At 73.2% G+C, this 25,682-nt stretch carries 23 protein-coding genes; 12 read left to right on the top strand and 11 right to left on the bottom strand.

The features are described 5' to 3' along the window. The first annotated feature begins 203 nt into the window (after positions 1 to 203). Positions 204 to 824, top strand: a complete 621-nt coding sequence (locus ABZ934_RS25990) for a M23 family metallopeptidase (RefSeq protein ID WP_361317622.1) — start codon at positions 204 to 206, stop codon at positions 822 to 824. Positions 825 to 888: 64 nt separating this feature from the next. On the opposite strand, the gene ABZ934_RS25985 is transcribed toward ABZ934_RS25990, so the two are convergent. The 6 genes from ABZ934_RS25985 to ABZ934_RS25960 form a co-directional block, all read right to left on the bottom strand. After that, positions 889 to 2,085 carry a LamG-like jellyroll fold domain-containing protein gene (locus tag ABZ934_RS25985; protein ID WP_361317620.1) on the bottom strand — a complete coding sequence of 399 codons (1,197 nt, stop codon included), beginning with the start codon at positions 2,083 to 2,085 and terminating at the stop codon, positions 889 to 891. Between the two features lie 88 nt (positions 2,086 to 2,173). Then, the gene (cseC, locus tag ABZ934_RS25980; RefSeq protein WP_361317617.1) at positions 2,174 to 3,493 is read right to left on the bottom strand and encodes a two-component system sensor histidine kinase CseC; all 1,320 of its coding nucleotides are present in this window, start codon (positions 3,491 to 3,493) and stop codon (positions 2,174 to 2,176) included. Positions 3,494 to 3,506: 13 nt separating this feature from the next. Next, complete coding sequence (gene cseB / locus ABZ934_RS25975) at positions 3,507 to 4,217, bottom strand: two-component system response regulator CseB (RefSeq protein WP_361317614.1); 711 nt, start codon at positions 4,215 to 4,217, stop codon at positions 3,507 to 3,509. A 13-nt stretch (positions 4,218 to 4,230) separates the two neighbouring features. Beyond that, positions 4,231 to 4,872, bottom strand: a complete 642-nt coding sequence (locus ABZ934_RS25970; RefSeq protein ID WP_361317799.1) for a hypothetical protein — start codon at positions 4,870 to 4,872, stop codon at positions 4,231 to 4,233. Between the two features lie 44 nt (positions 4,873 to 4,916). Next, entirely contained in the window at positions 4,917 to 5,477 is a 561-nt protein-coding gene (locus ABZ934_RS25965) for a SigE family RNA polymerase sigma factor (protein WP_136217549.1), read from the bottom strand. A 208-nt stretch (positions 5,478 to 5,685) separates the two neighbouring features. Continuing rightward, positions 5,686 to 6,591 (bottom strand): A/G-specific adenine glycosylase, encoded by a 906-nt coding sequence (locus ABZ934_RS25960; protein ID WP_361317610.1) that lies wholly within the window; start codon positions 6,589 to 6,591, stop codon positions 5,686 to 5,688. Between the two features lie 268 nt (positions 6,592 to 6,859). On the opposite strand from ABZ934_RS25960, the gene ABZ934_RS25955 reads away from it, so the two are divergent. Next, complete coding sequence (locus ABZ934_RS25955) at positions 6,860 to 7,663, top strand: hypothetical protein (protein ID WP_361317608.1); 804 nt, start codon at positions 6,860 to 6,862, stop codon at positions 7,661 to 7,663. A 46-nt stretch (positions 7,664 to 7,709) separates the two neighbouring features. Here ABZ934_RS25955 and disA read toward each other — a convergent pair whose 3' ends face one another. Continuing rightward, positions 7,710 to 8,834 (bottom strand): DNA integrity scanning diadenylate cyclase DisA, encoded by a 1,125-nt coding sequence (gene disA / locus ABZ934_RS25950; RefSeq protein WP_361317606.1) that lies wholly within the window; start codon positions 8,832 to 8,834, stop codon positions 7,710 to 7,712. 183 nt (positions 8,835 to 9,017) lie between these two features. Continuing rightward, positions 9,018 to 10,430 carry a DNA repair protein RadA gene (gene radA / locus ABZ934_RS25945; protein ID WP_361317603.1) on the bottom strand — a complete coding sequence of 471 codons (1,413 nt, stop codon included), beginning with the start codon at positions 10,428 to 10,430 and terminating at the stop codon, positions 9,018 to 9,020. 203 nt (positions 10,431 to 10,633) lie between these two features. Between radA and ABZ934_RS25940 the strand changes: the two genes are divergently transcribed. Beyond that, positions 10,634 to 12,361: a hypothetical protein gene (locus ABZ934_RS25940; RefSeq protein WP_361317601.1), complete on the top strand. Its 1,728-nt coding sequence runs from the start codon at positions 10,634 to 10,636 to the stop codon at positions 12,359 to 12,361. A 38-nt stretch (positions 12,362 to 12,399) separates the two neighbouring features. Here ABZ934_RS25940 and ABZ934_RS25935 read toward each other — a convergent pair whose 3' ends face one another. Further along, entirely contained in the window at positions 12,400 to 13,185 is a 786-nt protein-coding gene (locus tag ABZ934_RS25935; RefSeq protein ID WP_361317598.1) for a hypothetical protein, read from the bottom strand. Positions 13,186 to 13,272: 87 nt separating this feature from the next. On the opposite strand from ABZ934_RS25935, the gene ABZ934_RS25930 reads away from it, so the two are divergent. From ABZ934_RS25930 to ilvD, 4 genes are all read left to right on the top strand, one after another. Then, positions 13,273 to 14,202, top strand: coding sequence for a Ppx/GppA phosphatase family protein (locus ABZ934_RS25930; protein ID WP_361317595.1), 930 nt, complete (start codon positions 13,273 to 13,275; stop codon positions 14,200 to 14,202). A 519-nt stretch (positions 14,203 to 14,721) separates the two neighbouring features. After that, complete coding sequence (locus ABZ934_RS25925) at positions 14,722 to 15,558, top strand: sugar phosphate isomerase/epimerase (RefSeq protein WP_361317593.1); 837 nt, start codon at positions 14,722 to 14,724, stop codon at positions 15,556 to 15,558. After that, positions 15,555 to 16,175: a TetR family transcriptional regulator gene (locus ABZ934_RS25920; protein ID WP_361317590.1), complete on the top strand. Its 621-nt coding sequence runs from the start codon at positions 15,555 to 15,557 to the stop codon at positions 16,173 to 16,175. The genes ABZ934_RS25925 and ABZ934_RS25920 overlap by 4 nt, the downstream gene beginning before the upstream one ends. A gap of 125 nt (positions 16,176 to 16,300) precedes the next feature. Further along, positions 16,301 to 18,151 (top strand): dihydroxy-acid dehydratase, encoded by a 1,851-nt coding sequence (ilvD, locus tag ABZ934_RS25915; RefSeq protein WP_361317588.1) that lies wholly within the window; start codon positions 16,301 to 16,303, stop codon positions 18,149 to 18,151. 43 nt (positions 18,152 to 18,194) lie between these two features. Here ilvD and ABZ934_RS25910 read toward each other — a convergent pair whose 3' ends face one another. Continuing rightward, positions 18,195 to 20,375 (bottom strand): serine/threonine-protein kinase, encoded by a 2,181-nt coding sequence (locus tag ABZ934_RS25910; RefSeq protein ID WP_361317585.1) that lies wholly within the window; start codon positions 20,373 to 20,375, stop codon positions 18,195 to 18,197. A 106-nt stretch (positions 20,376 to 20,481) separates the two neighbouring features. Between ABZ934_RS25910 and ABZ934_RS25905 the strand changes: the two genes are divergently transcribed. The 5 genes from ABZ934_RS25905 (at position 20,482) to proC (ending at position 23,899) form a co-directional block, all read left to right on the top strand. After that, complete coding sequence (locus ABZ934_RS25905; protein WP_361317582.1) at positions 20,482 to 20,781, top strand: peptidase; 300 nt, start codon at positions 20,482 to 20,484, stop codon at positions 20,779 to 20,781. Positions 20,782 to 20,871: 90 nt separating this feature from the next. Beyond that, the gene (locus tag ABZ934_RS25900; RefSeq protein ID WP_361317580.1) at positions 20,872 to 21,408 is read left to right on the top strand and encodes a hypothetical protein; all 537 of its coding nucleotides are present in this window, start codon (positions 20,872 to 20,874) and stop codon (positions 21,406 to 21,408) included. Positions 21,409 to 21,495: 87 nt separating this feature from the next. Next, complete coding sequence (locus ABZ934_RS25895) at positions 21,496 to 22,290, top strand: ABC transporter ATP-binding protein (protein ID WP_361317577.1); 795 nt, start codon at positions 21,496 to 21,498, stop codon at positions 22,288 to 22,290. Beyond that, entirely contained in the window at positions 22,287 to 23,024 is a 738-nt protein-coding gene (locus tag ABZ934_RS25890; RefSeq protein ID WP_361317575.1) for an ABC transporter permease, read from the top strand. The genes ABZ934_RS25895 and ABZ934_RS25890 overlap by 4 nt, the downstream gene beginning before the upstream one ends. Before the next feature lie 65 nt (positions 23,025 to 23,089). Continuing rightward, positions 23,090 to 23,899 carry a pyrroline-5-carboxylate reductase gene (gene proC / locus ABZ934_RS25885; protein WP_361317573.1) on the top strand — a complete coding sequence of 270 codons (810 nt, stop codon included), beginning with the start codon at positions 23,090 to 23,092 and terminating at the stop codon, positions 23,897 to 23,899. Between the two features lie 47 nt (positions 23,900 to 23,946). On the opposite strand, the gene trpS is transcribed toward proC, so the two are convergent. Further along, positions 23,947 to 24,945: a tryptophan--tRNA ligase gene (trpS, locus tag ABZ934_RS25880; RefSeq protein WP_361317571.1), complete on the bottom strand. Its 999-nt coding sequence runs from the start codon at positions 24,943 to 24,945 to the stop codon at positions 23,947 to 23,949. Positions 24,946 to 25,682 lie beyond the last annotated feature (737 nt).

The following is a 25,682-nucleotide window of genomic DNA, read 5'->3' as shown; positions in this document are numbered from 1 at the left end:
TTTGCCCACCGCTTCCCCCTGGTAGGGGGCCGTCAACAGGCGCCGGACTCTTCCGGGCATCTACGGCCTTCGGTAGTAAAAGGGCGGTTTGGGGGAGACCGGGGCGCCGGGTTACCAAAGTGTGCGAGTCCCGCCCGGCCCTTCGGCAACCGCCGAGCGCGCGGGCCACTCGTTGCCCTGTACCCGGCCCCGGAGGTCCCCACATGTCCGCGAAGCGCGTCAGCACCCGTCGTACCCGTCTCGCCCTCGTCGCCACCGGTCTCGGTGCGGCACTGGCTCTCGGGGCCGGGACGACCGCCGCCTTCGCCGACGAGGCCCAGAGCGCCCTCACCGGTACCGCCGGGCTCGTGGCCGCCCAGGCGCAGGCCCAGGCCCAGGCCGCCGTGACCGCCGCGAAGCCTGCGCTCACCTGGAACAAGCCGGTCGCCCACTACACGCTCTCCGCGACCTTCGCCCAGGCCGGCGGTCTGTGGGCGCACAAGCACTCCGGCCAGGACTTCGCCTGCCCGATCGGCACCCCGGTGCACGCGGCGAGCGCGGGCGTCGTCGTCAAGGCCGGCCCGAATGGCGGCGGCGACGGCCCGGCGTACGGCAACGCCATCGTGATCCGGCACGCGAACAACACGTACTCCCAGTACGCCCACCTCTCGCGCATACAGGTCCGGATCGGCCAGAAGGTCGCCATGGGCGCGCAGATCGGCCTCTCGGGCAACACCGGGAACTCCACGGGCCCGCACCTGCACTTCGAGATCCGCACGACCCCGAACTACGGCTCGGCCGTCAACCCGGTCGCCTTCCTGCGCAAGGTCGGCATCACCGTCTGAGTCCCGTCCCGCCCGCGGGTGGGGCAGCGGCGAGCAGCCGCGGACCCCACCCCGGTCCGGGAGCTCAGTACAGCAGCCAGGCAGCCGTCCGGCGGGCCATCGGGTCCAGCTTGCCTGCCTTGAGGGCGTCGATGCGGTCCTGCGGCAGGGCATCGGCGTAGATCCGCAGGCTGTCCAGGGCGCCGCTCAAGGGGCCCGTCCAGTTGTCCTGGTGGCGGGAGCGGCCGAGCTGGAGCGGGCCGGGGGCCGGGAAGATGCCGGAGGGCACCGACGCCTCGTCCGCCTTCTTGCCGTTCACGTACAGGGTGATCTTCTTGGCGGGGGCGTCGTAGGTCGCCGTCAGCTCCGACCAGGTCTGGTCCATCTTCGGGCCCACGCCGGTGACGGCCGTGGTGGTGTTCTCGGCGCCCTGCTCGCCGGTCTGCACCCGGAAGACCCAGGCCGGCTTGCCGTTCACCTGGTCCAGGCCCAGCTCGAAGGAGAACGACTTCTCGTTGCCCTGGCTGATGGCGACCTGGCGCCCCGTGGCGGTCCGGTTCCAGACGCGGGTCGAGACGGTGAAACTCTTGGTGGTGTCGACGACGCGCTGCTGGGACTCGGCGAACGAGTTGGGGTTGCCCTTGAGGCGGACCTCGTAGCGCTTGTCCATGGGGAAGACCCCGGCGTCGGGCCCCATCTTGAGGTTGGACTTGCCGATCTGGTCCCGGATGGTCGTCTGGTCGCCCGGCACGGTCGGCGTGAGGTCGGTGGGCGCCTGGTTCTGCGAGGGGGAGGCGGACGCCGGGGGAGTGTCGGCGCCCTTCTTCGGTCCGTCGCCGTCGCCCAGCAGCAGGAACGTTCCTCCGGCGCCGAGCAGCGCCACCACGGTCACCCCGCCGACGATCAGCCAGAGCCGCTTCTTGCGGCGCGCCGTCGCCGAACGGTCCGCGAGCGCGTCCCAGTCGGGCTGCGAGGGCTGCGCCGGGATCGGCAGCGGCTGCTGCGGCGGGACCTGCTGCGGGGGCTGCCCCTGCGGGTAGGGGCCCTGCTGGTAGGGGCCGGGCTGGGGCTGCTGCGGGTAGCCGTACCCGCCCTCCTGCGGCGGCGGGCCGAAGCCGCCCGCCGCCTGGTGGCCGCCGGGAGCGCCGGGAGCGCCGGGAGCGCCGGGCGGGAAGCCGTAGCCGCCGGAGGCGGGAGTGCCCGGCGGGAACCCGTAGCCGCCGCTCCCCGGGGCGGGCTGCTCGGGCTGCGGGCTGCTGGGGGGATTCGTACCGTCGGTCATTCCACGGATGCTAAGACATCAGCCCGGCGGAGCGAACGCCCCCGTGTTCCGATCGGGAACCGATCCCGATCAGGAGCCGCGGGCGGGGTTACCCGGGCGGCGGTTGGAGGATCGGGAAACTGCCCGTCGCCGTCGGCGCGTGCTCCGGCAGCCACAGCACCGCCACCGCCCCGGCCGCCGCGCCCTCGTCCGCCGCCGCGCCCCGCGCCGCCGCCACGTTGCGGAACGTCAGCCGGGCGCCGAGGACCCGCGCCTGGCCCTCCGCGATGGTCAGGCCCAGCCCGTGCCCGACCCCGGCCCGGTCCGTGGACCCCGTACGGAACCGGCTCGGCCCCTCGCGCAGCAGCGCCTCCGGGAAGCCCGGCCCGTGGTCCCGTACCCGGACGACCCGGCCCTCGATGTCGACCTGCACCGGCGGCTGCCCGTACCGACCGGCGTTGGCCAGCAGGTTGCCCAGGATGCGCTCCAGGCGGCGCGGATCGGTGCTGACGATCTCGTCCGCGACGACCCGCACGGACGCCTCCGGCATCAGCGCCTTCACCCGCCGGGTCACGAACTCGCCCAGCGCCACGTCCTGCAGCTCGGCCCGCTCCGAGGCACTGTCCAGCCGGGCCACCTCCAACACGTCCTCGACCAGCGCGCGCATCGCCTGCGCCCGGTCCCGTACGAGCTCGGTCGGCCGGCCCGGAGGCAACAGCTCCGCCGCCGTCAGCAGCCCCGTCACCGGGGTCCGCAGCTCGTGCGCGATGTCGGCGGTCACCCGCCGCTCGGCCTCCACCCGCTGCTGGAGGGTGTCCGCCATGGCGTCCACCGCCCGCGCGAGGTCGTCCGTCTCGTCCCGTACGACGCCGCCCACCGCGTCGCGTACCCGTACGTCGGGATCGCCGTGCGCCACCCGCTGCGCGGCGGCCGCGGCCTTGCGCAGCCGGCGCGAGATCTGCCCGCCGATGAGCACGCCGAGCGCGGAGCCGGCGAGCACCACGGACAGCGAGCCGACGACCAGCGCCCGGTCCAGGTCGCGCACCATGTTGGCGCTCTCGCGGAACTGGGTGTGCAGCGACACCACCTGACCGTTGCCGAGCGGTACGGCCGCCCACACCTCCGGGAGTCCCCTCGGGTTCTCCTGGACGTACGTCCCGCGCCGCCCGCTGCGCGCCTTCTCGCGCAGCTCGGCCGGCAGGTCGGGGTCGTTGAGCTTGGCGCCCATGGGGGGCTTGCGCCCGGCCTCGGCGTTGCGGGAGATGAACTGCACGCGGTCCAACTGGACCTCGCGGGCGCTCTCCAGCATCGACACGCGGGCGGCACTGTGCACCACGAGGCTCAGCGCGACGGCGATCAGCGCGCCGACCGCCGCGACGGCGAACGCGATCTTCCAGCGGATCCCGGTGCGCAGGGTGAACTGCTTCACTGCTTCGACCGTCTCATGCCTTGAGCTTGTATCCGAAGCCGCGGACCGTCTCGATCCGGTCCTGCCCGATCTTGGTGCGCAGCCGTTGGACGTGGACATCCACGACACGTGTGTCGCCGCCCCAGTCGTAGTCCCAGACCCGCTCCAGCAGCCGGTCGCGCGAGAGTACGGTGCCGGGCGCGGAGGAGAACTCCAGCAGCAGCCTCATCTCGGTCGGGGTCAGTGCCACGGGGGTGCCCGCCTTGCGCACCTCCATGCCCTCGGTGTCGACTTCCAGGTCGCCGAAGGTCAGGACTCCGCGCTCCCCGGAGTCCTCCCCCTCGTTCCCGGTGCCGCCGCCGTGCAGCCCGTTGGCGTGCCCGAAGCGGCGCAGCACGGCGCGGATGCGGGCGACCAGGACGGAGCCGTCGAACGGCTTGGTGACGTAGTCGTCGGCCCCCGCCTCCAGGCCGAGGACGACGTCGATGGAGTCGGCCCGCGCGGACAGCATGATCACCGGGACGGTGGACTCGTCGCGGATGCGGCGGCACAGGCTCACCCCGTCCATGCCGGGCACCATCACGTCGAGGAGCGCGATGTCGGGGCGGTCCGCCCGGAAGGACTCCAGGCCGGCGAGGCCGTCGGGCATGGCGGTGACCACGAAGCCGTCGCGTTCCAGCGCCAGCGTCGTGGCCTCGCGGATGACGTCGTCGTCCTCCACGAACAGCACGTGGGTCTCGGCCATGCGGAGCCTCGCTTCAGTTCTTGGGCGACACGGCGGGGGCGGGCTGGCCGCCGCTGTCGACGTTGCTGTAGTCCGTGTGGATGCGGTCCTGCTCGGAGAACTTGTCCCCGGTCCACCGGTAGGTGATCACGTCCTCGCCGGACGGGTAGGACAGCGCGTCGCTCTTGCCGTACACCGGCTTGGTGACCACGAGGTCGCCCCGGTCGATCTCCGCGTAGACCGGGGGCTGCTCGTCCGCGAACACGTTCTCGTACGTCGTCCCCTCGGCGCGGTACACGTACGAGCCGCGCCCCAGTGCGTCGGCGCACGACAGCACGTTGACCACGATGTCGACGACCGTGCTGCCGGTGACCTTCCCGTAGCTGACGTCGACGGGGTACTCCTTGCCCGTGCAGGGCTTGAGGTCCCGCTTGACCTCGGCGCTCACCTTGGGGTCCGCCTTCAGCAGCGCGACCGGGTCGACCTTCACGGCCGGCCGGCCCGAGGCCGTCGCGGACGCCTCGGCGTGCGGGGACGCGGCCGAGCCGACCGGCCCGCCGGTGCGGGCCACGGTCTCGGTGCGGGCCGGGCCGCCGTCGCGCAGCCCCGTGCCGCCGGTCGCGCAACCGGCGGCGAGCAGCCCGGTGCCGACGAGGACGACCGTCCCCGCCGACATAAGCGCCAGCGGCCTACGGCCGCCGGCGTCCCTGCCCTGGCCGTTCAGGCCGCGCACCGCTCCCGCCCCTCGTACCGCGCCGTGTGGTCGCCGCGCTCCAGCGCGCGCATGTCGAGGTCCCGGCTCTCCAGCTCCTGCCGGAGGCGGGCCAGTGCGCGGTGCAGGGTGCTCTTCACGGTTCCCGTCGACATCCCGAGCGCCGCTGCCGTCTCCTCGGTGCTCATCTGCTCCCAGTGTCGCAGCACCACGACGCTGCGCTGCTTGGGTGCCAGGACCTTCAGGATGTCCATCAGCAGGGCGCGGTCGGCGCGCTGGTCGGAGCCGTCCTCGACGGAGGCGTCCGGGAGCTGCTCGGTGGGGACCTCGTCCAGCTTGCGGGCCCGCCACCACTCGGTCCGCGTGTTGATCATGACGCGGCGCAGGTACGCATCGGCCAGGGCCTTGTCTGCGATCCCGTCCCAGCGGCCGTACGTGCGCACCAGCGCGGTCTGGAGGAGGTCCTGGGCGTCGGTGGGGTCCGGGACGAGGCGCCGGGCGCTGCGCAGCAGCGCGTCCTGCCGGGTGCGTACGTACTCCTCGAATTCGAGTACCTCGCCGTGCGCCATCTCAGACCGCCTCCGTTCCGTCCCACCGTGCATTCGCCGCTTGTGGATCCGAAGGTACGGAGGCGTTGTCACGGCACTGTGCGGGTCAGCCTTCGGTGGGCGCACGGACACCCGTAGATTGTGTAACAACGCCGCTGAGCTGCGGTTTCCCCGGCCGAAGCGGAGCCGCAGAGTCAACTTCGTGCGGCTCCGTGTACCCGGTCGGGCGTCAGCCGCGCGGCAGCCGGTACATGCCCTGCGCGAGCGGCTCCACCAGTCCGTCGGAGACCAACCCGTCCAGCGCCCGCGCCCGCTGCACCGGTTCCTCCCACACGGTGTCGAGCACCGACTGCGGAACCGGTCCCACCGCCTCCCGGAGCACCGCGAGGAGCCGGCCGCGCACCTGCCGGTCCGTTCCGGCGTACGTCTGACCCCGCCGCGGCGGGCCGTCGTGCGGCGGCTTCCCGGCGAGCCGCCACGCGCACTGCCCGGCCACCGGACAGCGGTCGCAGTCCGGGGACTTGGCCGTGCACACCAGCGCGCCGAGTTCCATCGAGGCCGCCGCCCAGCGTGCCGCGGTCGCCTCGTCATCGGGCAGCAGCGCCCGGGCCAGGCGCCGTTCGGCGGCCGTGGTGGCGTTCGGCGGGTACTCGACGCCGGTCGCGGTGCGGGCGAAGACGCGGCGGACGTTGGTGTCCAGCACCGCGTGCCGCTGCCCGTACGCGAAGGAGGCCACCGCCGCCGCCGTGTACTCGCCGATCCCGGGCAGCGCGAGCAACTGGGCGTGGTCGCGAGGTACGTCGCCCCCGTGCCGTTCCGTTATCGCGACGGCCGCGCCGTGCAGGCGCAGGGCCCGGCGCGGGTAGCCGAGCCGGCCCCAGGCCCGGACGGCCTCGCCGGGGGCCTCGGCGGCGAGGTCGGCGGGGCGGGGCCATCGGGCGAGCCACTGCTCGTACACCGGCAGGACCCGGCTGACCGGGGTCTGCTGGAGCATGAACTCGCTGACCATGACCCCCCAGGGGCCGGCCTCGGGGCGGCGCCAGGGCAGGTCGCGGGCGTGCTCGTCGAACCACGCGATGACGGGGGAGTGCAGCGCGTGGGAGACGTCGGAGGAGGGGAAGGTGGGTGCAGTCATGGCACACGCATCCTGGCACGTTTCGCCCCCTTCGCGCCGGTCCCCGACGCCGGAGCTCGTCTTCCCGGAGCCGAAGGCCGTACCCGGCCGGGCGTGGCGGGCCGCCCCCGCTTACCGACCGTAGGCACCAACGGTACGCGGCTCGGCTCCTCGTATGGCCGGATCCATTCGGCCGGATGGGGCCGGCAGGATGATCATCGGCAAAACAAGCCGGTTGCGCGGCATGTGGGGCGCTGATCGCGCTCCCGGTTCTCGTAAAGTTCCGTTCGTGGGATCACTGCGCAATCCGGTCGGGCCGCTCCCCTCCTCCATCTACTGGCGACGGAGGGCTGTGCTGGCGTCCGTCGCCGCGCTCCTCGCGCTCCTCGCCGTATGGACCGTCAGTTCCGGCGGGGGGAAGCCCAGTACGAACGGCGAGGGCAAGGGCGGCCCGCGTCCCGCCGCCACGATCACCCCCGGTCCCTCGGGCTCCGGCCCGGCGATCAGTCAGGCGCCGGGCGGCCGGGACTCGGGTTCCGGTTCCGGTGGCGGCGCCGGGACGGCGGCCGGTGCGGGTACGGGTGCCGGTGCGGGCAAGAACGGCGAGACGGGGGGCGGAGGTTCGGGCGACGGCTCCGGCTCCGGCGGTTCCGGCGCCGCGGCCCAGGTTCCCGCGGACGCCGCACTGCCCACCTGCGCGCCGGGCGTGGTGCAGTGGGAGGTCAAGAGCGTGAAGAACGAGTACGAGGCGAACGAGAAGCCCCGGCTCGAACTGGTCGTCCGCAACGTGTCGGGCACCACCTGCAAGGTCGGACTCGGCCCGAAGCAGGCCGTCATGACGATCACTCAGGCGAGTGGCAACAAGCCGGTCTGGTCGGGCGCGGACTGCCCGGCGGGCGCGGGCAACGTCTTCTACCGGCTGCCCGCGCAGGGCGAGGCGAAGCAGTCGCTGGAGTGGGACCGCAAGCCGAGCGCGCCCGACCAGTGCCAGACGCCCCCGGCGGGGTCGGCCGCCCCGGACACGTACGTGGTCGAGGTCAAGGCACCCGGCCTGCCGGTCGCCCGCACCTCGTTCGTCCTCAAGCAGGACTGAGTCTCGAACGGGACGGCCCGGGCCGGTCCGCCGGCCTCCCGGACGGTTACACGTAGCGTTCGAGGATCGAGGACTCCGCCAGACGGGACAGGCCCTCGCGGACGCTGCGCGCGCGGGCCTCGCCCACGCCGTCCACGGTCTGGAGGTCGTCCACGCTCGCGGCCAGCAGCTTCTGCAGGCCCCCGAAGTGCTCGACCAGCCGCTCGATGATGGCCCCCGGCAGCCGCGGCACCTTCGCCAGCAGCCGGTAGCCGCGCGGCGACACCGCCGAGTCCAGGGTCTCCGGCGAGCCCGTGTACCCGAGGGCCCGCGCGACGATCCCCAGCTCCAACAGCTCCGGATGTGTCAGCGCGTCCAGCGCCGGCAGCGCCTCCTCCACCGTGCGGGAACGCTTCGCCGTCGGTTCCGGAACGTAGTCCCGGATCACCAGCTCCCGTTCCTGCTCGATGCCGACCGTCAGCTCGTCCAGCTGGAGCGACAGCAGGCGCCCGTCGGTGCCGAGTTCCACCACGTATTCGGCGATTTCCGTGGCAATACGGCGAACCATTTCCAGCCGCTGCGCGACCGCCGTCACGTCGCGCACCGTGACCAGGTCCTCGATCTCCAACGCCGACAGCGTGCCCGCGACCTCGTCCAGCCGGAGCTTGTACCGCTCAAGCGTGGCCAGCGCCTGGTTCGCCCGCGACAGGATCGCCCCGGACTCCTCCAGGACCCGGCGCTCGCCGTCGACGTAGAGCGCGATCAGACGCATCGACTGGGACACGGACACGACGGGGAAACCGCACTGCTTCGAGACCCGGTCCGCCGTGCGGTGGCGGGTGCCGGTCTCCTCCGTCGGGATCGACGCGTCGGGGACCAGTTGCACGCCCGCCCGAAGGATCTTGGTGAGGTCCTTGTCGAGGATGAGGGCGCCGTCGAGCTTGCACAGCTCGCGCAGCCGGGTCGCGGTGAACTCCACGTCCAGCACGAAGCCGCCGGTACACATCGCGTCGACGGACTTGTCCATCCCGAGGACGATGAGGCCGCCGGTGTTGCCTCGGACGATCCGTTCGAGACCGTCACGCAGGGGCTGACCAGGTGCGACCGCGCTCAGCGAGGCACGCATCATGGCTTCCTGCTTGGAGCTCGCGCCCGACTTCCCGGATGCTGCTGCACCGTCCTTGGCTGCCACTGCACTCCTCCGGTCGCGGGTTGCGCCGCCTGCGTACGGCCGGGCGGACCAGCACAAAGTCTACCGGCGCGGTCTGTGCGTCCGCCGTGCCTTGTTCCGTATCGCCGCCGCGGGCTTGCGGAGGGGCGTGCGGGCGGGGCCCCGGGCGGTCCCGGGCAGCGGCCGGAGCCGGCCCGACACCCCCTACTCGGCCGCCCGCTCCCGGGCCGGCGTACGGGAGCGCCCGCGCGGCAGGACCCGTAGCGCGTCGCCCATGTCCGCGACCTCGATCACCTTCATGCCCGCCGGCACCTTCCCCGGATCGCCCGGCACCAGCGCGTGCGTGAACCCGAGCCGGTGCGCCTCGGCGAGCCGCCGCTGGACGCCGGTCACCCGCCGCACCTCGCCCGCGAGGCCGACCTCGCCGATCGCGACGAGGTTCTTCGGCAGCGGGACGTCACTCGCCGCCGAGGCCAGCGCCAGCGCGATCGCCAGGTCCGCGGCCGGCTCGGTGAGCTTCACCCCGCCGACCGTCGCGCTGTAGATGTCCCGCTTGCCCAGCGCCGTGATCCGGCCGCGCTGCTCCAACACCGCCAGCATCATCGAGACGCGCGAGGTCTCCAGGCCCGAGGTGGTCCGGCGCGGCGAGGGGATCTGCGAGTCCACCGTCAGCGCCTGCACCTCGGCGACCAGCGGCCGCTTGCCCTCCAGCGTCACCGTCAGGCAGGTACCCGGCACGGCCTCCGCGCGGCGCGTGAGGAACAGTCCGCTCGGATCGGTGAGCCCGGTGATGCCCTCGTCGTGCAGTTCGAAGCAGCCGACCTCGTCGGTGGCCCCGTAACGGTTCTTCACACCGCGCACCAGGCGCAGCCGCGCGTGTCGGTCGCCCTCGAAGCTCAGCACCACGTCCACCAGGTGCTCCAGCAGCCGGGGGCCGGCGATCGCGCCGTCCTTCGTGACGTGGCCGACGAGCAGGGTCGACATGCCGCGTTCCTTGGAGGCCCGGATCAGCGCCCCGGCAACCTCGCGGACCTGCGCCATGCCGCCGGGCGCGCCGTCGATCTCGGGGGAGGCTACGGTCTGTACGGAGTCCAGGATCAGCAGGGAGGGCTTGACGGCGTCCAGGTGTCCGAGGACGGCCGACAGGTCGGTCTCGGCGGCGAGGTACAGGTGGTCATTGAGCGCGTTGATCCGGTCGGCCCGCAGCCGCACTTGGCTCGCGGACTCCTCGCCCGTCACGTACAAGGTGCGGTGCTCGTCACTGGCCGCCTTCGCCGCGACGTCCAGCAGCAGCGTGGACTTGCCGACGCCCGGCTCGCCCGCCAGCAGTACGACGGCCCCCGGCACGAGCCCGCCGCCCAGCACCCGGTCCAGCTCGTCCACGCCGGTGCTGCGGGCGGTCGCCGTGCGGCCGTCGACCTGGGCGATGGGGACGGCAGGGGCCGAGACGCGACCGGCCGCGGTGGTCCGCACCGCGGGCGCGCCCATCTCCTCGATGGTCCCCCACGCCTGGCACTCGGGGCACCGGCCGAGCCATTTCGCGGTCGTCCAGCCGCACTCGGAGCAGCGGTAGGACGGCCGGTCCTTGGCGGATGAACGAGATGTACGGGCAGCCATGCGCACACCGTAGCCGCCGCCACCGACACCGCCGCCGGCCGTGGCGTCGCCGTGACGTCGCCGTGACGTCGGCACCGCCTCGGGCCGGCGGCCGGCCACCGCGTCAGGGGAGCTGTCAGCACGAGCCCGATCTGTTCACCCGTAAGGGCTAAAACCGCTGAAGGCTTCCGGACCGTCACCGGCCCGCCGCCTACGGTCGCCGAGTGAACAGCAGCAACCAACCACACCCCCCGGCGCGCACCGGCGCACACCGGGCGCAGGGGCGCACGCCGTCCCGGGGACCGGAACCGGCCCCCGCGGGCGAGCAGCCGCCCCCCTTCCGGCACGAGCCCTACCTCGACGGACTGTTCACCTACTGCCTGTCGGTGCTGTGCGACCACGACACCGCCACCGACGTGCTCGGTGATGTCCTCGCCGTCGCCGAACGGTATCCCGGCCGGTGCCCCGACGAAGGGGACCGGCGCGCCTGGCTCTACGCCCTGGCCCGCTGGGGCTGTCTCACCCGGCTGGGCGAAGAACGGCGCACACGACAGGGGGCGCATTCCGCCCGGCGCACGCCGGAGCACACCGAGGAAGAACGTGCGCCGGAGGCCTTGGACGTCAACGCCTACCGCCGTACCGAACTGGCCCGCCTCGCGTGGCCCGAAGCCGCCGGAACCACCCCCGAGCAGCGGGAGGCACTCGAACTCGCCGTCCGCCACCGCCTCGCCGTGCCCGAACTGGCCGCCGTCCTCGGCACCCAGGCCGCCACCGCCCGGGAACTGCTGACCGGCGCCGCCTGCGAGGTGGAACGCACCCGCGCCGCCCTCGCCGTCGTCGAGACCGGCAACTGTCCGGCCGTCTCCCGGCTCACCGGCGACGGCCAGGTGCTGCTGTCCACCACCCTGCGCGCCGAACTCGTCCGCCACGTCGACGACTGCCCGCGCTGCCGCCGGGTCGCCGAGCGGGTGGGCGCCGCGGCCCCCTGGCCCGGCTCCGGCGGTGTCCATACCCCCGGCCTCCCCCTGGTCCCCGCCCCTCGCACCGCCGTGCACGCCGCGATGCTGCGCTCCGGCCGGCGCCGCCGGGGCGGGCCCGGCCCGCGCTTCGACCGCACCGGCTTCCCGATGGACCCCAAGGACCGCGCGGCCCGCCGCGACCGGCTGCGGGCGCGGGCGGTCACCACCACCGTGGTCGCCACCGTGGTCGCCGCGCCCGTCCTCGCGCTGTGGGCCGCCTACCGGGGTGCCCCCAACACCGGCGAACCCGTCGGGGGCGGCGCTCGGATCTCGGCCAGCGAATCGGAGCTCGCGCCCGCGCATGTCGACGGGCACCCCCTCGCCGCCTACGAGAACGCCGGCAACACCGCGCACACCACCGGCGAGCCCGGCTTCGCGCCGGGCGCGGACGTACCGGACGTCTCCGTCGAGGTGATCAGCCCCGGCGCGTCCGGCACCCCGCAACCCGGTGGTCCGGGCGTCCCGAGCCACATCGGCGTCAGCGCCGAGACCCGCGGCGGCGCCACGCTGCTCACCCTCACCGCCTCCGGGGGCGCCCCGGTGGACTGGCGTCTGTGGTCGGACGCGCCGTGGCTCCGGGCGAGCCGGAGCGCGGGCACCTTGGCGCCGGGAGAATCGGTCATCCTGTGGATCACCGTCGACACCGACGCCCAGCCGGTGGGCGCCTGGACGGCCCGGGTCGGCATCGACCCCGACGGCGCGGTGGTCTCCATCCGGGGCCGCGGTCGCCCGGCGCCGACGCCCACGCCGCCGGCGACCCCGGACCCGACGCCCACCCCGACGCCGCCGAGTCCCACGCCCACGCCGACACCCACCCCCAGCCCGGATCCGACACCGACCCCGACGCCGCCGAGTCCCACGCCCACGCCGACGGCACCCGAAGGAACGGTTTCCCCCGACCCGGGCCCCGACCCCTCGGGCTCGCCGACGTAACGGCCACCCGGACGGCCACCCGGACCGCGGTCACGGCACTAGCCGCCCGCGGGCGGGTCCGCCGGGTGCGGGGCCATCGGCAGCAGCGACGCCAGCCGCGCCTCGCACAGCTTCACCAGCTCCGCGTACGCCGCCTCGCCCATCAGCTCCGTCAGCTCGGGCCGGTAGGACACGTACACCGGCTGCCCGGCGCCGTGTGCGGAGGTGGCCGAGGTGCACCACCAGTGCAGATCGTGGCCGCCCGGGCCCCAGCCGCGCCGGTCGTACTCGCCGATCGACACCTGGAGCACCCGGGTGTCGTCGGGCCGGTCGATCCAGTCGTACGTACGCCGGATCGGCAACTGCCAGCACACGTCGGGCTTGGTCTCCAGCGGCTCCTGGCCGCTGTTCAACGCCAGGATGTGCAGCGAGCAGCCCGCGCCGGCCGGGAAGCCGGGCCGGTTCAGGAAGATGCAGGCGCCGTCCCAGCGGCGCGTCTGCTTCTCCCCGTCGTCGTCCAGCTGCGTCCACCCCGACTCGCTGCCGACGTCGTGGAACTGCCACAGCTCCGGCGTCAGGCGTGCCACGTGCCCGGCGACGCGCTTCTCGTCGTCCTCGTCGGAGAAGTGCGCGCCGAGCGTGCAGCAGCCGTCCGCCGCCCGACCGGCCTGGATGCCCTGGCAGCCGCTGCCGAAGATGCACGTCCAGCGGGAGGTCAGCCAGGTCAGGTCGCAGCGGAAGACCTGTTCGTCGTCTGCGGGGTCGGGGAACTCGACCCAGGCCCGGGGGAAGTCGATCCCCTTCTCGTCGGCCACGACCTTCGGCTTCTTGGGGGTCTTGGACATGTTGGCCTTCTTCGTATTTGGCACAAACCCAAGCCTAAGCGCCCCTTACCTCACCCCTACGCGACGAGCCCAGTAGCGTTTCCGGTTATGAGACTCGGTGTCCTTGACGTGGGTTCGAACACGGTTCATCTGCTGGTGGTGGACGCGCATCCCGGCGCGCGCCCGCTGTCGGCGCACTCCCACAAGGTGGAGCTGCGGCTCGCGGAGCTGCTGGACGAGCGCGGCTCGGTCACGCCGGAGGGCATAGAGCGGCTGGTGTCGGTGATCGGCGGCGCCGTCCAGGCAGCCGAGGACAAGGGCTGCGAGGACCTGCTGCCGTTCGCGACGAGCGCGGTGCGGGAGGCGACGAACGCGGACGAGGTACTGGCCCGGGTCAACGCCGAGACCGGTATCGACCTGCCCATCCTCAGCGGCGACGACGAGGCCCGGCTCACCTTCCTCGCCGTGCGGCGCTGGTTCGGCTGGTCGGCGGGCAAGCTGCTGGTCCTGGACATCGGCGGCGGCTCGCTGGAGATCGCGTACGGCATAGACGAGGAACCCGACGCGGCGGTGTCCCTCCCGCTGGGCGCGGGCCGCCTCACCTCGGCGTGGCTCCCGGGCGACCCGCCGGCGCCGGCCGACGTGAAGGCGCTGCGCCGCCACGCGCGGGCGCAGATCGCCCGGACCGTCGGGGAGTTCAGCCGCTTCGGGACGCCGGACCACGTGGTGGCGACGTCGAAGACCTTCAAGCAACTGGCCCGGATCGCGGGCGCGGCCCGTTCCGCGGAGGGCCTGTACGTCCAGCGGGACCTGACGCGCAAGGCGCTGGAGGAGTGGGTCCCGCGCCTGGCGACGATGACCACCGCCGAGCGGGCCGCCCTCCCGGGCGTCTCGGAGGGCCGGGCGCACCAGCTGCTGGCGGGGGCGCTGGTGGCGGAGGGCGCGATGGACCTCTTCGGCGTGGACGAACTCGAAATCTGCCCCTGGGCCCTCCGAGAGGGCGTCATCCTCCGCCGCTTGGACCACCTCCCGACCTGAGCCCCCGGCGGTGGGCGGGCCATGCACGGCTCCGGCCGCCGCACGGATACGAACCGGAACCCGGCGGGCCTGCCGGCGCGGCCTGCGCGAAGCCCGCCCCCACGCCTGCGGCGCGGCACTTCCACCCCCGCTGCGCCGGATGTCGGCCTCGCGACTGCGCCCCGGCAGCGGTGTCGTGCGCGGCCCCGTCCGCGCCGGGGCCATCTCAGCCCCGCCGGCGTTTGAGGCGCGGGTCCGGGCGGAGCCCGGGGCCCGGCGGAGCCGGGTTGGCCGTGCCCCCGCCCGGGCGGGCCGGTCCTCGCCGATGTGGGTCCCGCCCCGGCATGGGCGCGGCTCGCCGCCGGGCCCCCGGGGCGCGGCCCCGTACCCGGCCGCCGGGCCCCGGGGGCAGGCGAGGCGCGGGTCTTCCCCGGACCCCGGACCGGGGGAGAGCCCTCGTGACACGGCCCGCCGGGCCGAGGCGCGCCCCCGTACCCCCGCCCCGCCCGGCCAGGGCAGCGGCATCGGTAACCTGTCCCCGTGGCAAAACCACTCCGGACCCCGACTCCCAAGGTCGCCCTCTCCACCGCCTCCGTATACCCGGAGTCCACGGCGACCGCCTTCGAGATCGCCGCGCGCCTCGGCTACGACGGCGTCGAGGTGATGGTCTGGACGGACCCGGTCAGCCAGGACATCGACGCGCTGCGCCGCCTCTCCGACCGGCACGGCGTCCCGGTGCTCGCCATACACGCCCCCTGCCTCCTGATCACGCAGCGCGTGTGGTCCACCGACCCCTGGACCAAGCTCCGCCGCGCCCGGGCGGCGGCCGAACGGCTCGGCGCGAGCACCGTCGTCGTGCACCCCCCGTTCCGCTGGCAGCGCCAGTACGCCCGCGACTTCGTCACCGGCATCTGGCGCATGGCCGACGAGACCGACGTCCGGTTCGCCGTCGAGAACATGTACCCCTGGCGCTACCGCGACCGCGAGATGCTCGCGTACGCGCCCGAGTGGGACGTCACCAAGGACGACTACCGCCACTTCACCGTCGACCTCTCGCACACCGCGACCGCCCGCACCGACGCCGCCGCCATGGTCGACCGGATGGGCGACCGCCTCGCCCACATCCACCTCGCCGACGGCAACGGCTCCGCCAAGGACGAGCACCTCGTCCCCGGCCGCGGCACCCAGCCCTGCGCCGAGCTGCTCGCCGGCCTCGCCCGCACCTCCTTCGACGGGCACGTGGTGATCGAGGTCAACACCCGCCGCGCGATGTCCTCCGCCGAACGCGAGGCGGACCTCGCCGAGGCCCTCGCCTTCACCCGTGCCCACCTCGCCGCCGTCCCGGCCCACGCGCCCAAGCCGGCCCGCCGCCCATGACCGAACCCGCACCCCGCCCCCGCCGCGGCCCCGGCCGCCCCCGGCAGGACGAAGCCGACGAGGGCCCCGGCACCCAGGAGCGCATCCGCGTCGCCGCCCGCGCCGAGTTCGCGGCGCGCGGCTACGACAAGACGTCCGTGCGCGGCATCGCGAAGGCCGCCGGCGTGGACCCGGCGCTGGTGCACCACTACTTCGGCAGCAAGGACGACCTCTTCGCCGCCGCGATCGAGCTGAGCCTGGAGCCCGCCCTCGTCGTCCCGCAGATCATCGGCAGCGGCCCCGAGGGCATCGGCGAACGGCTCGCCCGCTACTTCCTCGGCGTGTGGGAGAACCCCGTCACCCGCGTGCCGCTGCTCGCCGTCATCCGGTCGGCGCTCACCCACGAGGCGGCGGCGAAGGTGCTGCGCGGGCTGATCCTGCGTCGAGTCCTGGAGCGGGTCGCGGCCGACCTCAACGTGCCCGACCCCACCTTCCGCGCGGAACTCGCCGCCTCCCACATGATCGGCATCGCGATCCTGCGCTACGTGGTCCGGGTCGAGCCCCTCGCGTCGGCCGATCCGGAGTCCATCGTGGCCCTCGTAGCCCCTACGCTGCAGCGCTACCTGACCGAGGACTGAGCCGCCCGTCCCGGCATCCGGACGCCTTGTCCGTATCCCGGGCGAGGAGCGTAGCCTCGTAACCGAGCCATATCCACAGTCGCGGCGGCGTGCGAACGCCACCGTACTCATGGGGAGTGAACCCGATGCCCGAGCTGAGGTCCCGCACCGTCACCCACGGCCGCAACATGGCAGGCGCACGCGCGCTGATGCGCGCCTCGGGCGTAGCGAGCGCGGACATCGGGAAGCCGATCATCGCGGTGGCCAACTCCTTCACCGAGTTCGTCCCCGGCCACACCCACCTGGCCCCCGTCGGTCGGATCGTCTCCGACGCCATCCTGGCCGCCGGCGCGGTCCCGCGCGAGTTCAACACGATCGCGGTCGACGACGGCATCGCCATGGGCCACGCCGGGATGCTGTACTCCCTGCCCTCCCGCGACCTCATCGCGGACAGCGTCGAGTACATGGTCGAGGCCCACTGCGCGGACGCCCTGATCTGCATCTCCAACTGCGACAAGATCACCCCCGGCATGTTGATGGCCGCCATGCGCCTCAACATCCCGGTCGTGTTCGTCTCCGGCGGCCCCATGGAGGCCGGCCAGGCCACGCTCGTCGACGGCACCGTCCGCAAGCTCGACCTGATCGACGCCATGGTCGACGCCTCCAACGAGAACGTCTCGGACGAGGACGTCCTGCGCATCGAGGAGAACGCCTGCCCGACCTGCGGTTCCTGTTCGGGCATGTTCACCGCCAACTCGATGAACTGCCTCGCGGAGGCCATCGGTCTGGCCCTCCCCGGCAACGGCTCCGTCCTCGCCACGCACACCGCCCGCCGCGCCCTGTACGAGAACGCCGGCCGGACGATCGTGGAGATCACCAAGCGCTACTACGAGCAGGACGACGCGTCGGTCCTGCCCCGCGCCATCGCGAGCCGCCAGGCGTTCGAGAACGCCATGGCCCTCGACATCGCCATGGGCGGCTCCACGAACACGATCCTGCACCTCCTCGCCGCCGCCCAGGAGGCCGGCCTGGACTACGACCTCACCGACATCGACGAGGTCTCGCGCCGCGTCCCGTGCCTCGCCAAGGTCGCGCCGAACGTGGCGCCCGGCGGCACGTACTACATGGAGGACATCCACCGCGCCGGCGGCATCCCCGCCATCCTCGGCGAACTGCACCGCGGCGGCCTCCTCAACAAGGACGTCACCAGCGTCCACTCCGAGAACCTCGAAGACTGGCTGGCCACGTGGGACGCCCGGTCCGGCACGGCGTCCGAGGAGGCCATGGAGCTGTGGCACGCGGCCCCCGGCTGCAAGCGCTCCGCGACCGCCTTCTCCCAGTCCGAGCGGTGGGAGACCCTCGACCTGGACGCCGAGGGCGGCTGCATCCGCTCCGTCCAAAACGCCTACTCCAAGGACGGCGGACTGGCCGTCCTGCGCGGCAACATCGCCACCGACGGCTGTGTGGTCAAGACGGCCGGTGTCGACGAGTCGATCTGGACCTTCGAGGGCCCGGCCGTGGTCTGCGAATCGCAGGACGAGGCCGTCGACAAGATCCTGCGCAAGGAGATCAAGGCGGGCGACGTCGTCGTCATCCGCTACGAGGGCCCGCGCGGCGGCCCCGGCATGCAGGAGATGCTCTACCCGACCTCCTTCCTCAAGGGCCGCGGCCTCGGCAAGGTCTGCGCCCTGGTCACGGACGGCCGCTTCTCGGGCGGCACTTCGGGCCTGTCCATCGGCCACGCCTCCCCGGAAGCCGCCTCGGGCGGCACCATCGCCCTGGTCGAGGACGGTGACCGGATCCGCATCGACATCCCGAACCGCTCGATCGAGCTGCTGGTCTCCGACGAGGAACTGGCCGCCCGCCGCGACGCCCTGGGCGGCGTCTACGCCCCGAAGAACCGCGAGCGAAAGGTCTCCGCCGCGCTGCGCGCCTACGCCGCGATGGCCACCAGCGCCGACAAGGGCGCGGTCCGCGACGTGTCCCGCCTGGGCTGAGCCCCGGCCGCCCCCGCTCCACCCCCGAACCCCGCCGGCGTCCTCACCACCCGGCGGGGTTCGCCGCGTCCACGGCGAACACCGACCCGTCGGGCGCGGACGCGTACACGGCGTCCTCCGCGACGACGGGCGCGGGCAGGGACGCGGTGAACGTGCCCTGGCCGCCGTCCATCCGCGGCTTGGTCTGTCCCACCATCCGCCCGTCCGAAGCCGCGAGCGCGAGCAGCCGCCCGTCGGGCGCCGTCAGGTAGACCCGCCCTCCGGCGACCGCCGGCCGGGACGCGACCGCCAGGCCCGTCTCCGACCGCCACCGCTCCCGCTCCGGCCCCACCGCGGCCAGCCCGCCCGCCGAGCCCACGAGGTACACGACGCCGTCGGGGCCCGCCGTCGCCTGCACCTCGTACAGGGGGACCGCCAGACCGACCCGCCGCACCACACGCGTCGCCAGGTCCACGCGGACCACGGCGTCCGTCTTGCCCTGCGCGTCGTTCGCCAGCAGGTACGCGCCGCCCTGCACGGTGGCGACCGGCTGGAGGAGCCCGGCCGTGCGGAGCTGCCAGCGCACCGCCCCGTCACCCGGATCGACCGCCGCCACCTGCGTCTTGGAGCCGTCCGGGTCGCGCGTAGCCACGTACAGCGCGGGCCGGCCCGAGGCGTCCGGGCCGGACCACCACACCGAGCCCGTCCCGCCGATCCGCCGGCCCCACTTCCGCGTGCCGGTCGCCGCGTCCAGCAGGGTCACGTCCCCGTCCGGTCCCGCCGTCAGGACGTACCCTCCCTCCGCGACCACCTGGGACCCGCCGGGCAGCTCCCGCTGCCAGCGCCGCGCGCCGGTCGCCGGGTCCAGGGCCTGGAGTACGTCACTGCCCGCCCCGGCCGCGATGACGAGGCCGCCCGCGTACAGGGGCGCCCGGGCGGCGGCCGGTCCGGGCGGAGCCTGAGCCGGCACCGTCCAGCCGAGGGAGCCGTTCGCGGGGTCCAGCCGGGCCGCCGCCAGCCCCTGCCCCGCGCAGTACAGCGCGGCGGCCCCCCAGGAGCAGGCCCCGAGCCGCTTTCCGGGGCCTGAGCCGCCCAGGGGCACCGACCAGGGCGCGAAGCCCTTCGCCGGCCCGGCCTGCGCCCGCTTCGGCGTCAGCGACCCCGGGGACTCCTCGCCCGTCGCGGAGCCGAGGTAGCCGCCGACGGCGCCGCCCGCGAGCAGCACCACGACCCCGGCCGCCCACGCCGTACGGACCCGCCGGCGCGCCGGACGCCTGCCGTTCGCCCCGCCGGGGTGACCTTCGACGGCAGCGGCCTCCCGCCGGTGCGTGTCGACCTCGGCGGACTGGGCGGCCTCCGAGAGCTTCGTGGCCGCGGCCCCGGCGACCCGGCGCGGCTGTGGGGTGAACCTCTGGGTGTCCTCGCCGGTGGGGTAGGCCAGCTCCCGCATCCGCGCGATCAGCGCGTCGGCGGTCGGCCGCTCGGCCGGGTCCTTCGCCAGGCAGCGGGCGACCAGCGGGACGAGCGGCCCCGGCAACCCCGTGAGATCCGGCTCGCCGTGCACCACCTGGTACGCGACCAGGTAGTGGCTGTCGGAGTCGAACGGGCCGCGCCCGGTCGCCGCGTGCACCAGGACCGCGCCCAGCGCGAACACGTCGGCGGCCGTGCCGACCTCGCGCGGTCGCTGGAACTGCTCCGGCGCCATGAACGGCGGCGTCCCGATCAGCTTGCCCGTCTCGGTCCGCAGGTCGCTGTCGGTGGGACGCGAGATGCCGAAGTCGATGACCCGGACCCCGTCGGGGGCCATCAGCACGTTGCTGGGCTTGAGGTCCCGGTGCACCACGCCCGCCCGGTGGATGTCCCGCAGCGCCTCCGCCAGCCCAGCGGCGAGCCGCGTCAACTCGGCGGGGTCCAGCACACGTTCCCGTACCCGCTCCGACAGCGTCGGCGCGTCGATGAACAGGGTGGCCATCCACGGCCGTTCGGCATCCGGGTCCGCGTCCACCACCGGCGCCGTGAAGGCGCCGCTCACCCGCCGCGCGGCCGCGACCTCCTGCCGGAAACGCGCCCGGAACTCCGGGTCCACCGCGTGCTGCGCGTGCACCACCTTGACGGCGAGTTTCAGCCCCGAGCTGGAGGTCGCCAGGTGGACGACGCCCATACCGCCGGAGCCGAGCACGGATTCGAGCCGGTAATGCCCGGCGTACTCGGGAAAGCCCGCGTAGTCCGCGCGCCGCGCATGCACCACTCACCACCCCCGCCGGAGCCTAGTCGATGGCCCGTGCGACCATCCAAGGGCTTGCCGCCCCGCGCGCGTTGCGCGGGGCAACGCCCACGGGGGGAGTTTTCGCATGTCCGTTGAGAACGATTCGAGCCAGATCCAGAGTCTGTCCGGCTCCGGTTTCCCGACGTTCCCGGTCGCTCCGGGTTACCAGGTCAACGTCCGCACCGGCCCGGGTACCGGCTACTCGATCTCCCGCGTCCTGCCGCTCGGCGCTTCCGTCTCCATCCACTGCCAGTGCGACGGCACCACGGTCTCGGGCCCCTACGGCACCACGGACATCTGGGATTGCGTCGGCAACGGCGAATTCGTGTCGGACGCGTACGTGAAGACGGGCAGCGACGGGTACGTCGCCACCCGCTGCGGCTGACGGGCCGCGTCGGACCGCTGCCGCGGTCCCACTGGTCTGCCAGGTGAGACGCACCCGTCGGGTGCGTCTCCGGCTGGAATAATCGGCGGCGTGAGCGACGACCAGCGAGACCAGACCCCCGCCGGGCCGGCCCCCGCCGAGCCGGCCCCGGCCGCCGCCGGACCGCGCCCCGAACGCCTCCGGTTCTTCGGCACCACCTGGGTCGACCACGACGGCGGCTACGCCCTGCGCCGCGCCGGGGTCGCCGTCGGGTCCCTGGTCTCCGCCTTCGCCGCCGCGTACCTGCTGCGCTTCGCCTACGAGGGGCTGGAGATCGGCGACGTCGGCCCGTTCCTGAGCATCTCCGTCGTGGTCCTCTTCGCGATCGCCGGCGCCATCGCGTTCGTCAAGACCTGGGAGTCGTTCAGCCGCCGCCCCAGGCCGTCCTCCGACGAGGCCGCCCTCAAGGGGCTCAAGGCCATCGGTTTCATCGGCTCCCTCATCGCGTACTTCCTGCGCAGCCTGACCGAAGCGCCGGGCGAGAAGCTCGCCCGCGCCGAGTACGAGCAGGCCCGCGCCGAATTCGCCCGCCGCCGCGGCACCCGTACGGGCAACCCGGCCGCCCGCCGACCCAAGCGCAAGAAGTAACCCCCGCCCCCCTACCCTCACGGTCCGCCACCGGCCACCCGCCCGGCCGGTTGACGCCCCGGCACCGGCGGGAGCATTATTCATCACATGATGAATAAACCGCCCGACGGGGCCGGCCCCGCCGTCCACGCCCACGCCCTCACCGTGCGCCGCGGCACCGGCCGCCGCCCCCGCACCGTCCTCGACGACCTCGCCTTCGACGTCCCGCGCGGTCGCATCACCGGCCTCCTCGGCCCCTCCGGCTGCGGCAAATCCACCCTCATGCGGGCCGTCGTCGGCACCCAGGCCCACGTCACCGGCACCCTCGACGTCCTCGGCCGCCCGGCCGGTCACCCCGAACTCCGCTCCCGCATCGGCTACGTCACCCAGGCGCCCTCCGTCTACGACGACCTCACCGTCCGACAGAACCTCGACTACTTCGCCGCCGTCCTCGACCCGGGCAGGGCGGCCGCCGAACGCCGCCGCACCGCCGTCACCCGCGCCATCACCGACGTCGACCTCACCAGCCACGCCACCGCCCTCGCCGGCAACCTCTCCGGAGGCCAGCGCAGCCGCGTCTCCCTCGCCGTCGCCCTCCTCGGCGCCCCCGAACTGCTGGTCCTCGACGAACCCACCGTCGGCCTCGACCCCGTCCTGCGCCGAGACCTGTGGAACCTCTTCCACGACCTCACCACCGGCCGCGGCACCACGATCCTCGTCTCCTCGCACGTCATGGACGAGGCCGAGCGCTGTCACGACCTGCTCCTGATGCGCGAGGGCCGCATCCTCGCCCAGGACACCCCCGACGACCTGCGCACCCGCACCCACTGCGCCACCGTCGAAGAAGGCTTCCTGCACCTCGTAGACGAGGCCGACGCCCGAGCCCGGGAGCAGACCCGATGAACGCATCCCGCACCACCGCCACCGCCGGCCGCGTCCTGCGCCAGCTCCGCCACGACCCGCGCTCCGTCGCCCTGATGCTGCTGGTCCCCGTACTGATGCTGACGCTGCTCCGCTTCGTCTTCGACGCGAACGACCGCACCTTCGACACCATCGGAGCGTCACTCCTCGGGATCTTCCCCCTCATCACCATGTTCCTGGTGACCTCGATCGCCACGCTCCGCGAGCGCACCTCCGGCACCCTCGAACGCCTCCTGGCCATGCCCCTCGGCAAGGGCGACCTCATCGCCGGCTACGCCCTCGCGTTCGGCCTCGTCGCCGTCGTCCAGTCGCTCCTCGCCACCGGACTGGCCCTCTGGTTCCTCGGCCTCGACATCGTCGGCTCCCCCTGGCTGCTCCTGCTCGTCGCCCTCCTCGACGCGCTCCTCGGCACCGCCCTCGGCCTGTTCGTCTCCGCCTTCGCCGCCTCCGAGTTCCAGGCCGTCCAGTTCATGCCGGCGGTGATCTTCCCCCAGCTGCTGCTCTGCGGCCTCTTCGCGGCACGCGACACCATGCACCCGGTCCTCGAAGGCATCTCCGACGTGCTGCCCATGTCCTACGCCGTCGACGGCATGACCCAGGTCCTCACCCACACCGACATGACCGCCGACTTCGTCCGCGACGCCGTCATCGTCGCCGCCTGCGCCCTGCTGGTCCTCGCCGTCGGCGCGGCCACCCTCCGCCGACGCACCCCGTAGACCCACCCCTGACCGCACTGCGGACACCAGGGCCCGGCGCCCCGCCCGGATGCAAGGATGAGGACATGACCCAGACAGTCGCCGTCCTCGGCACCGGAAAGATCGGCGAGGCCCTGCTCAGCGGGATGATCCGCGGCGGTTGGCCGGCCGGCAAGCTCCTCGTCACCGCCCGCCGGGCCGAACGGGCCGCGGAACTCCACGACCGCTACGGCGTCGAGGCCGTCAGCAACGCCGAGGCCGCGAAGCGCGCGGACACCCTCATCCTCACCGTCAAACCGCAGGACATGGGCAAGCTCCTCGACGAGCTCGCCCCGCACGTCCCCGCCGACCGGCTGGTCATCAGCGGCGCCGCCGGAGTCCCCACCTCCTTCTTCGAGGAACGGCTCGCCCCCGGCACCCCCGTCGTCCGCGTCATGACGAACACCCCCGCCCTCGTCGACGAGGCCATGTCCGTCATCTCCGCCGGCAGCCACGCCACCGCCGCGCACCTCGCCCACACCGAGGAGATCTTCGGCGGCGTCGGCAAGACCCTGCGCGTCCCCGAGTCCCAGCAGGACGCCGCGACCGCCCTCTCCGGCTCCGGCCCCGCCTACTTCTACTTCCTGGTCGAAGCCATGACGGACGCCGGCATCCTCCTCGGCCTGCCCCGCGCCCAGGCCCACGACCTGATCGTCCAGGCCGCCATCGGCGCGGCCGTGATGCTCCGCGACAGCGGCGAGCACCCGGTCAAACTCCGCGAGGCCGTCACCTCCCCGGCCGGAACGACCATCAACGCCATCGTCGAGCTGGAGAAGCACGGCGTCCGCGCGGCCCTGATCGCCGCCCTGGAAGCCGCCCGCGACCGCAGCCGCGAACTGGCCTCCGGCAACAGCTGACAGCGGTACGGTCCCGCCCCGGGGCGGGACCGTACGCCGTTTCCGCTTCAGGGCTCCAGCAACCCGATGGCCCGGTACGCCCGGTCCACCACCGGCCGCGCCAGCCCCTGGGCCCGCTCCGCCCCGGCCCGCAACACCCGCTCCACGCCCCCGGGATCGGCCGCCAGCTCCGCGTGGCGCTCCCGCACCGGGCGCAGCAGCTCCACCACGGCCTCGGCGACGTCCCGTTTGAGCGCCCCGTAGCCGGTGTATGTGGCGGCCAGCGCGCCCGGCTCGCCACCCGTACAAGCGGCGAGGACGTCGAGCAGGTTCGCCACCCCCGGGCGGGTGGCCCGGTCGTAGACGACCCCGCCCTCCCCGCTGTCCGTGACCGCCCGCATCACCTTCTTGGTGATCACCGCCGGCTCGTCGAGCAGATAGACGATCCCGGCCGCGTTCTCGTGCGACTTCCCCATCTTGGACGTCGGGTCCTGGAGGTCCATGACCCGCGCGGCCACGGTGGGCAGCACCACCCGGGGCACGGTGAAGGTGTGCCCGTACCGCTGGTTGAACCGGACCGCCAGATCGCGGGCCAGCTCCACGTGCTGCCGCTGGTCCTCACCGACCGGCACCTCGGCCGTCTCGTACGCCAGGATGTCGGCGGCCATCAGCACCGGATACGTCAGCAACGACAGCCGCACCCCGTCCCCGGCCGCCTGCGCCCTGGCCGTCTTCTCCTTGTACTGGATCATCCGCCGCAGCTCACCGTCGGTGGCGGTGCACTCCAGCAGGTACGAGAGCCGGGTGTGCTCGTCCACGTGGCTCTGCACGAACAACGTGCACCTGCGCTCGTCCAACCCGGCGGCGAGGAACAGGGTGGCCGCCTGCCTGCTGAGCCGCCGCACGCGCGCGGGATCGTGGTCGACGGTCAGCGCGTGCAGGTCCACCACGCAGAACAGCGCGTCGTCCGGCTCGCCTTCGACCGCGACCCACTGCCGCAGGGCGCCCAGGTAGTTCCCCAGGGTCAGGTGCCCGCTCGGCTTGATCCCGCTGAAGATCCTCGTCATGTCCTGTCTCCTCGTGTGAGTGTCCGGTCGGCCGTGCGGCCGACCGGTCGGTGGCGCCGCGTGGGGCGACCGAGCCACTCCCTGGGGGGAGAAACAGAAACGGCCGCCGAAGCGGCGGCCGTGAGCGCATGCGTGCTCTGGTGCAGATCGGCCGCCGTTAGGCGGCCCACCAACGAAGGTTGAGCGTGAGCGCGTGCGTAGTCATGGACAGAGGCTAGCGGGGCGGGGCCGCCGCCCGCCAGGGTTGACACACCTGTGGCAGGTCCGTAAGGTTCTTCGAGTTGTCCGAAGTGAGCGCCGACCCCGGTCGGTCCCCGGACAGCCATTCCGCACTACACATTCGAACGAACGACGCATTGTGTCGTCTTGTTTTCATGCGTATTTGCGAATGAGGAATCCGCGTCCGAGTACGCAGCCGCCGATTGGCTTCGGGGGCAGGGAATCCGCTACTGTCTCACTCGCCGCGAGGGCCCAACAGCCCGAGCGGCACATCCCGCTGACCGGGAGTCAGGCCCGAAAGGATCTGATAGAGTCGGACTCGCCGGAATAGGGAAAGCGCGAAAGCGAAGAACTGGAAAGCGAACCCCGCTTCGACCGGGAATCGGACACGAAAGAGTCTGATAGAGTCGGAAACGCAAGAATAAAACGAAGAACAAAGGAAGCGCCCGGAGGAAAACCCGCGAGGGTGAGTACGAAGGAAGCGTCCGTTCCTTGAGAACTCAACAGCGTGCCAAAAA

The sequence above is a fragment of the Streptomyces sp. NPDC046557 genome (assembly GCF_040645975.1).
Classification (GTDB): domain Bacteria; phylum Actinomycetota; class Actinomycetes; order Streptomycetales; family Streptomycetaceae; genus Streptomyces.
This window is presented reverse-complemented; position numbering and strand designations above follow the sequence as displayed.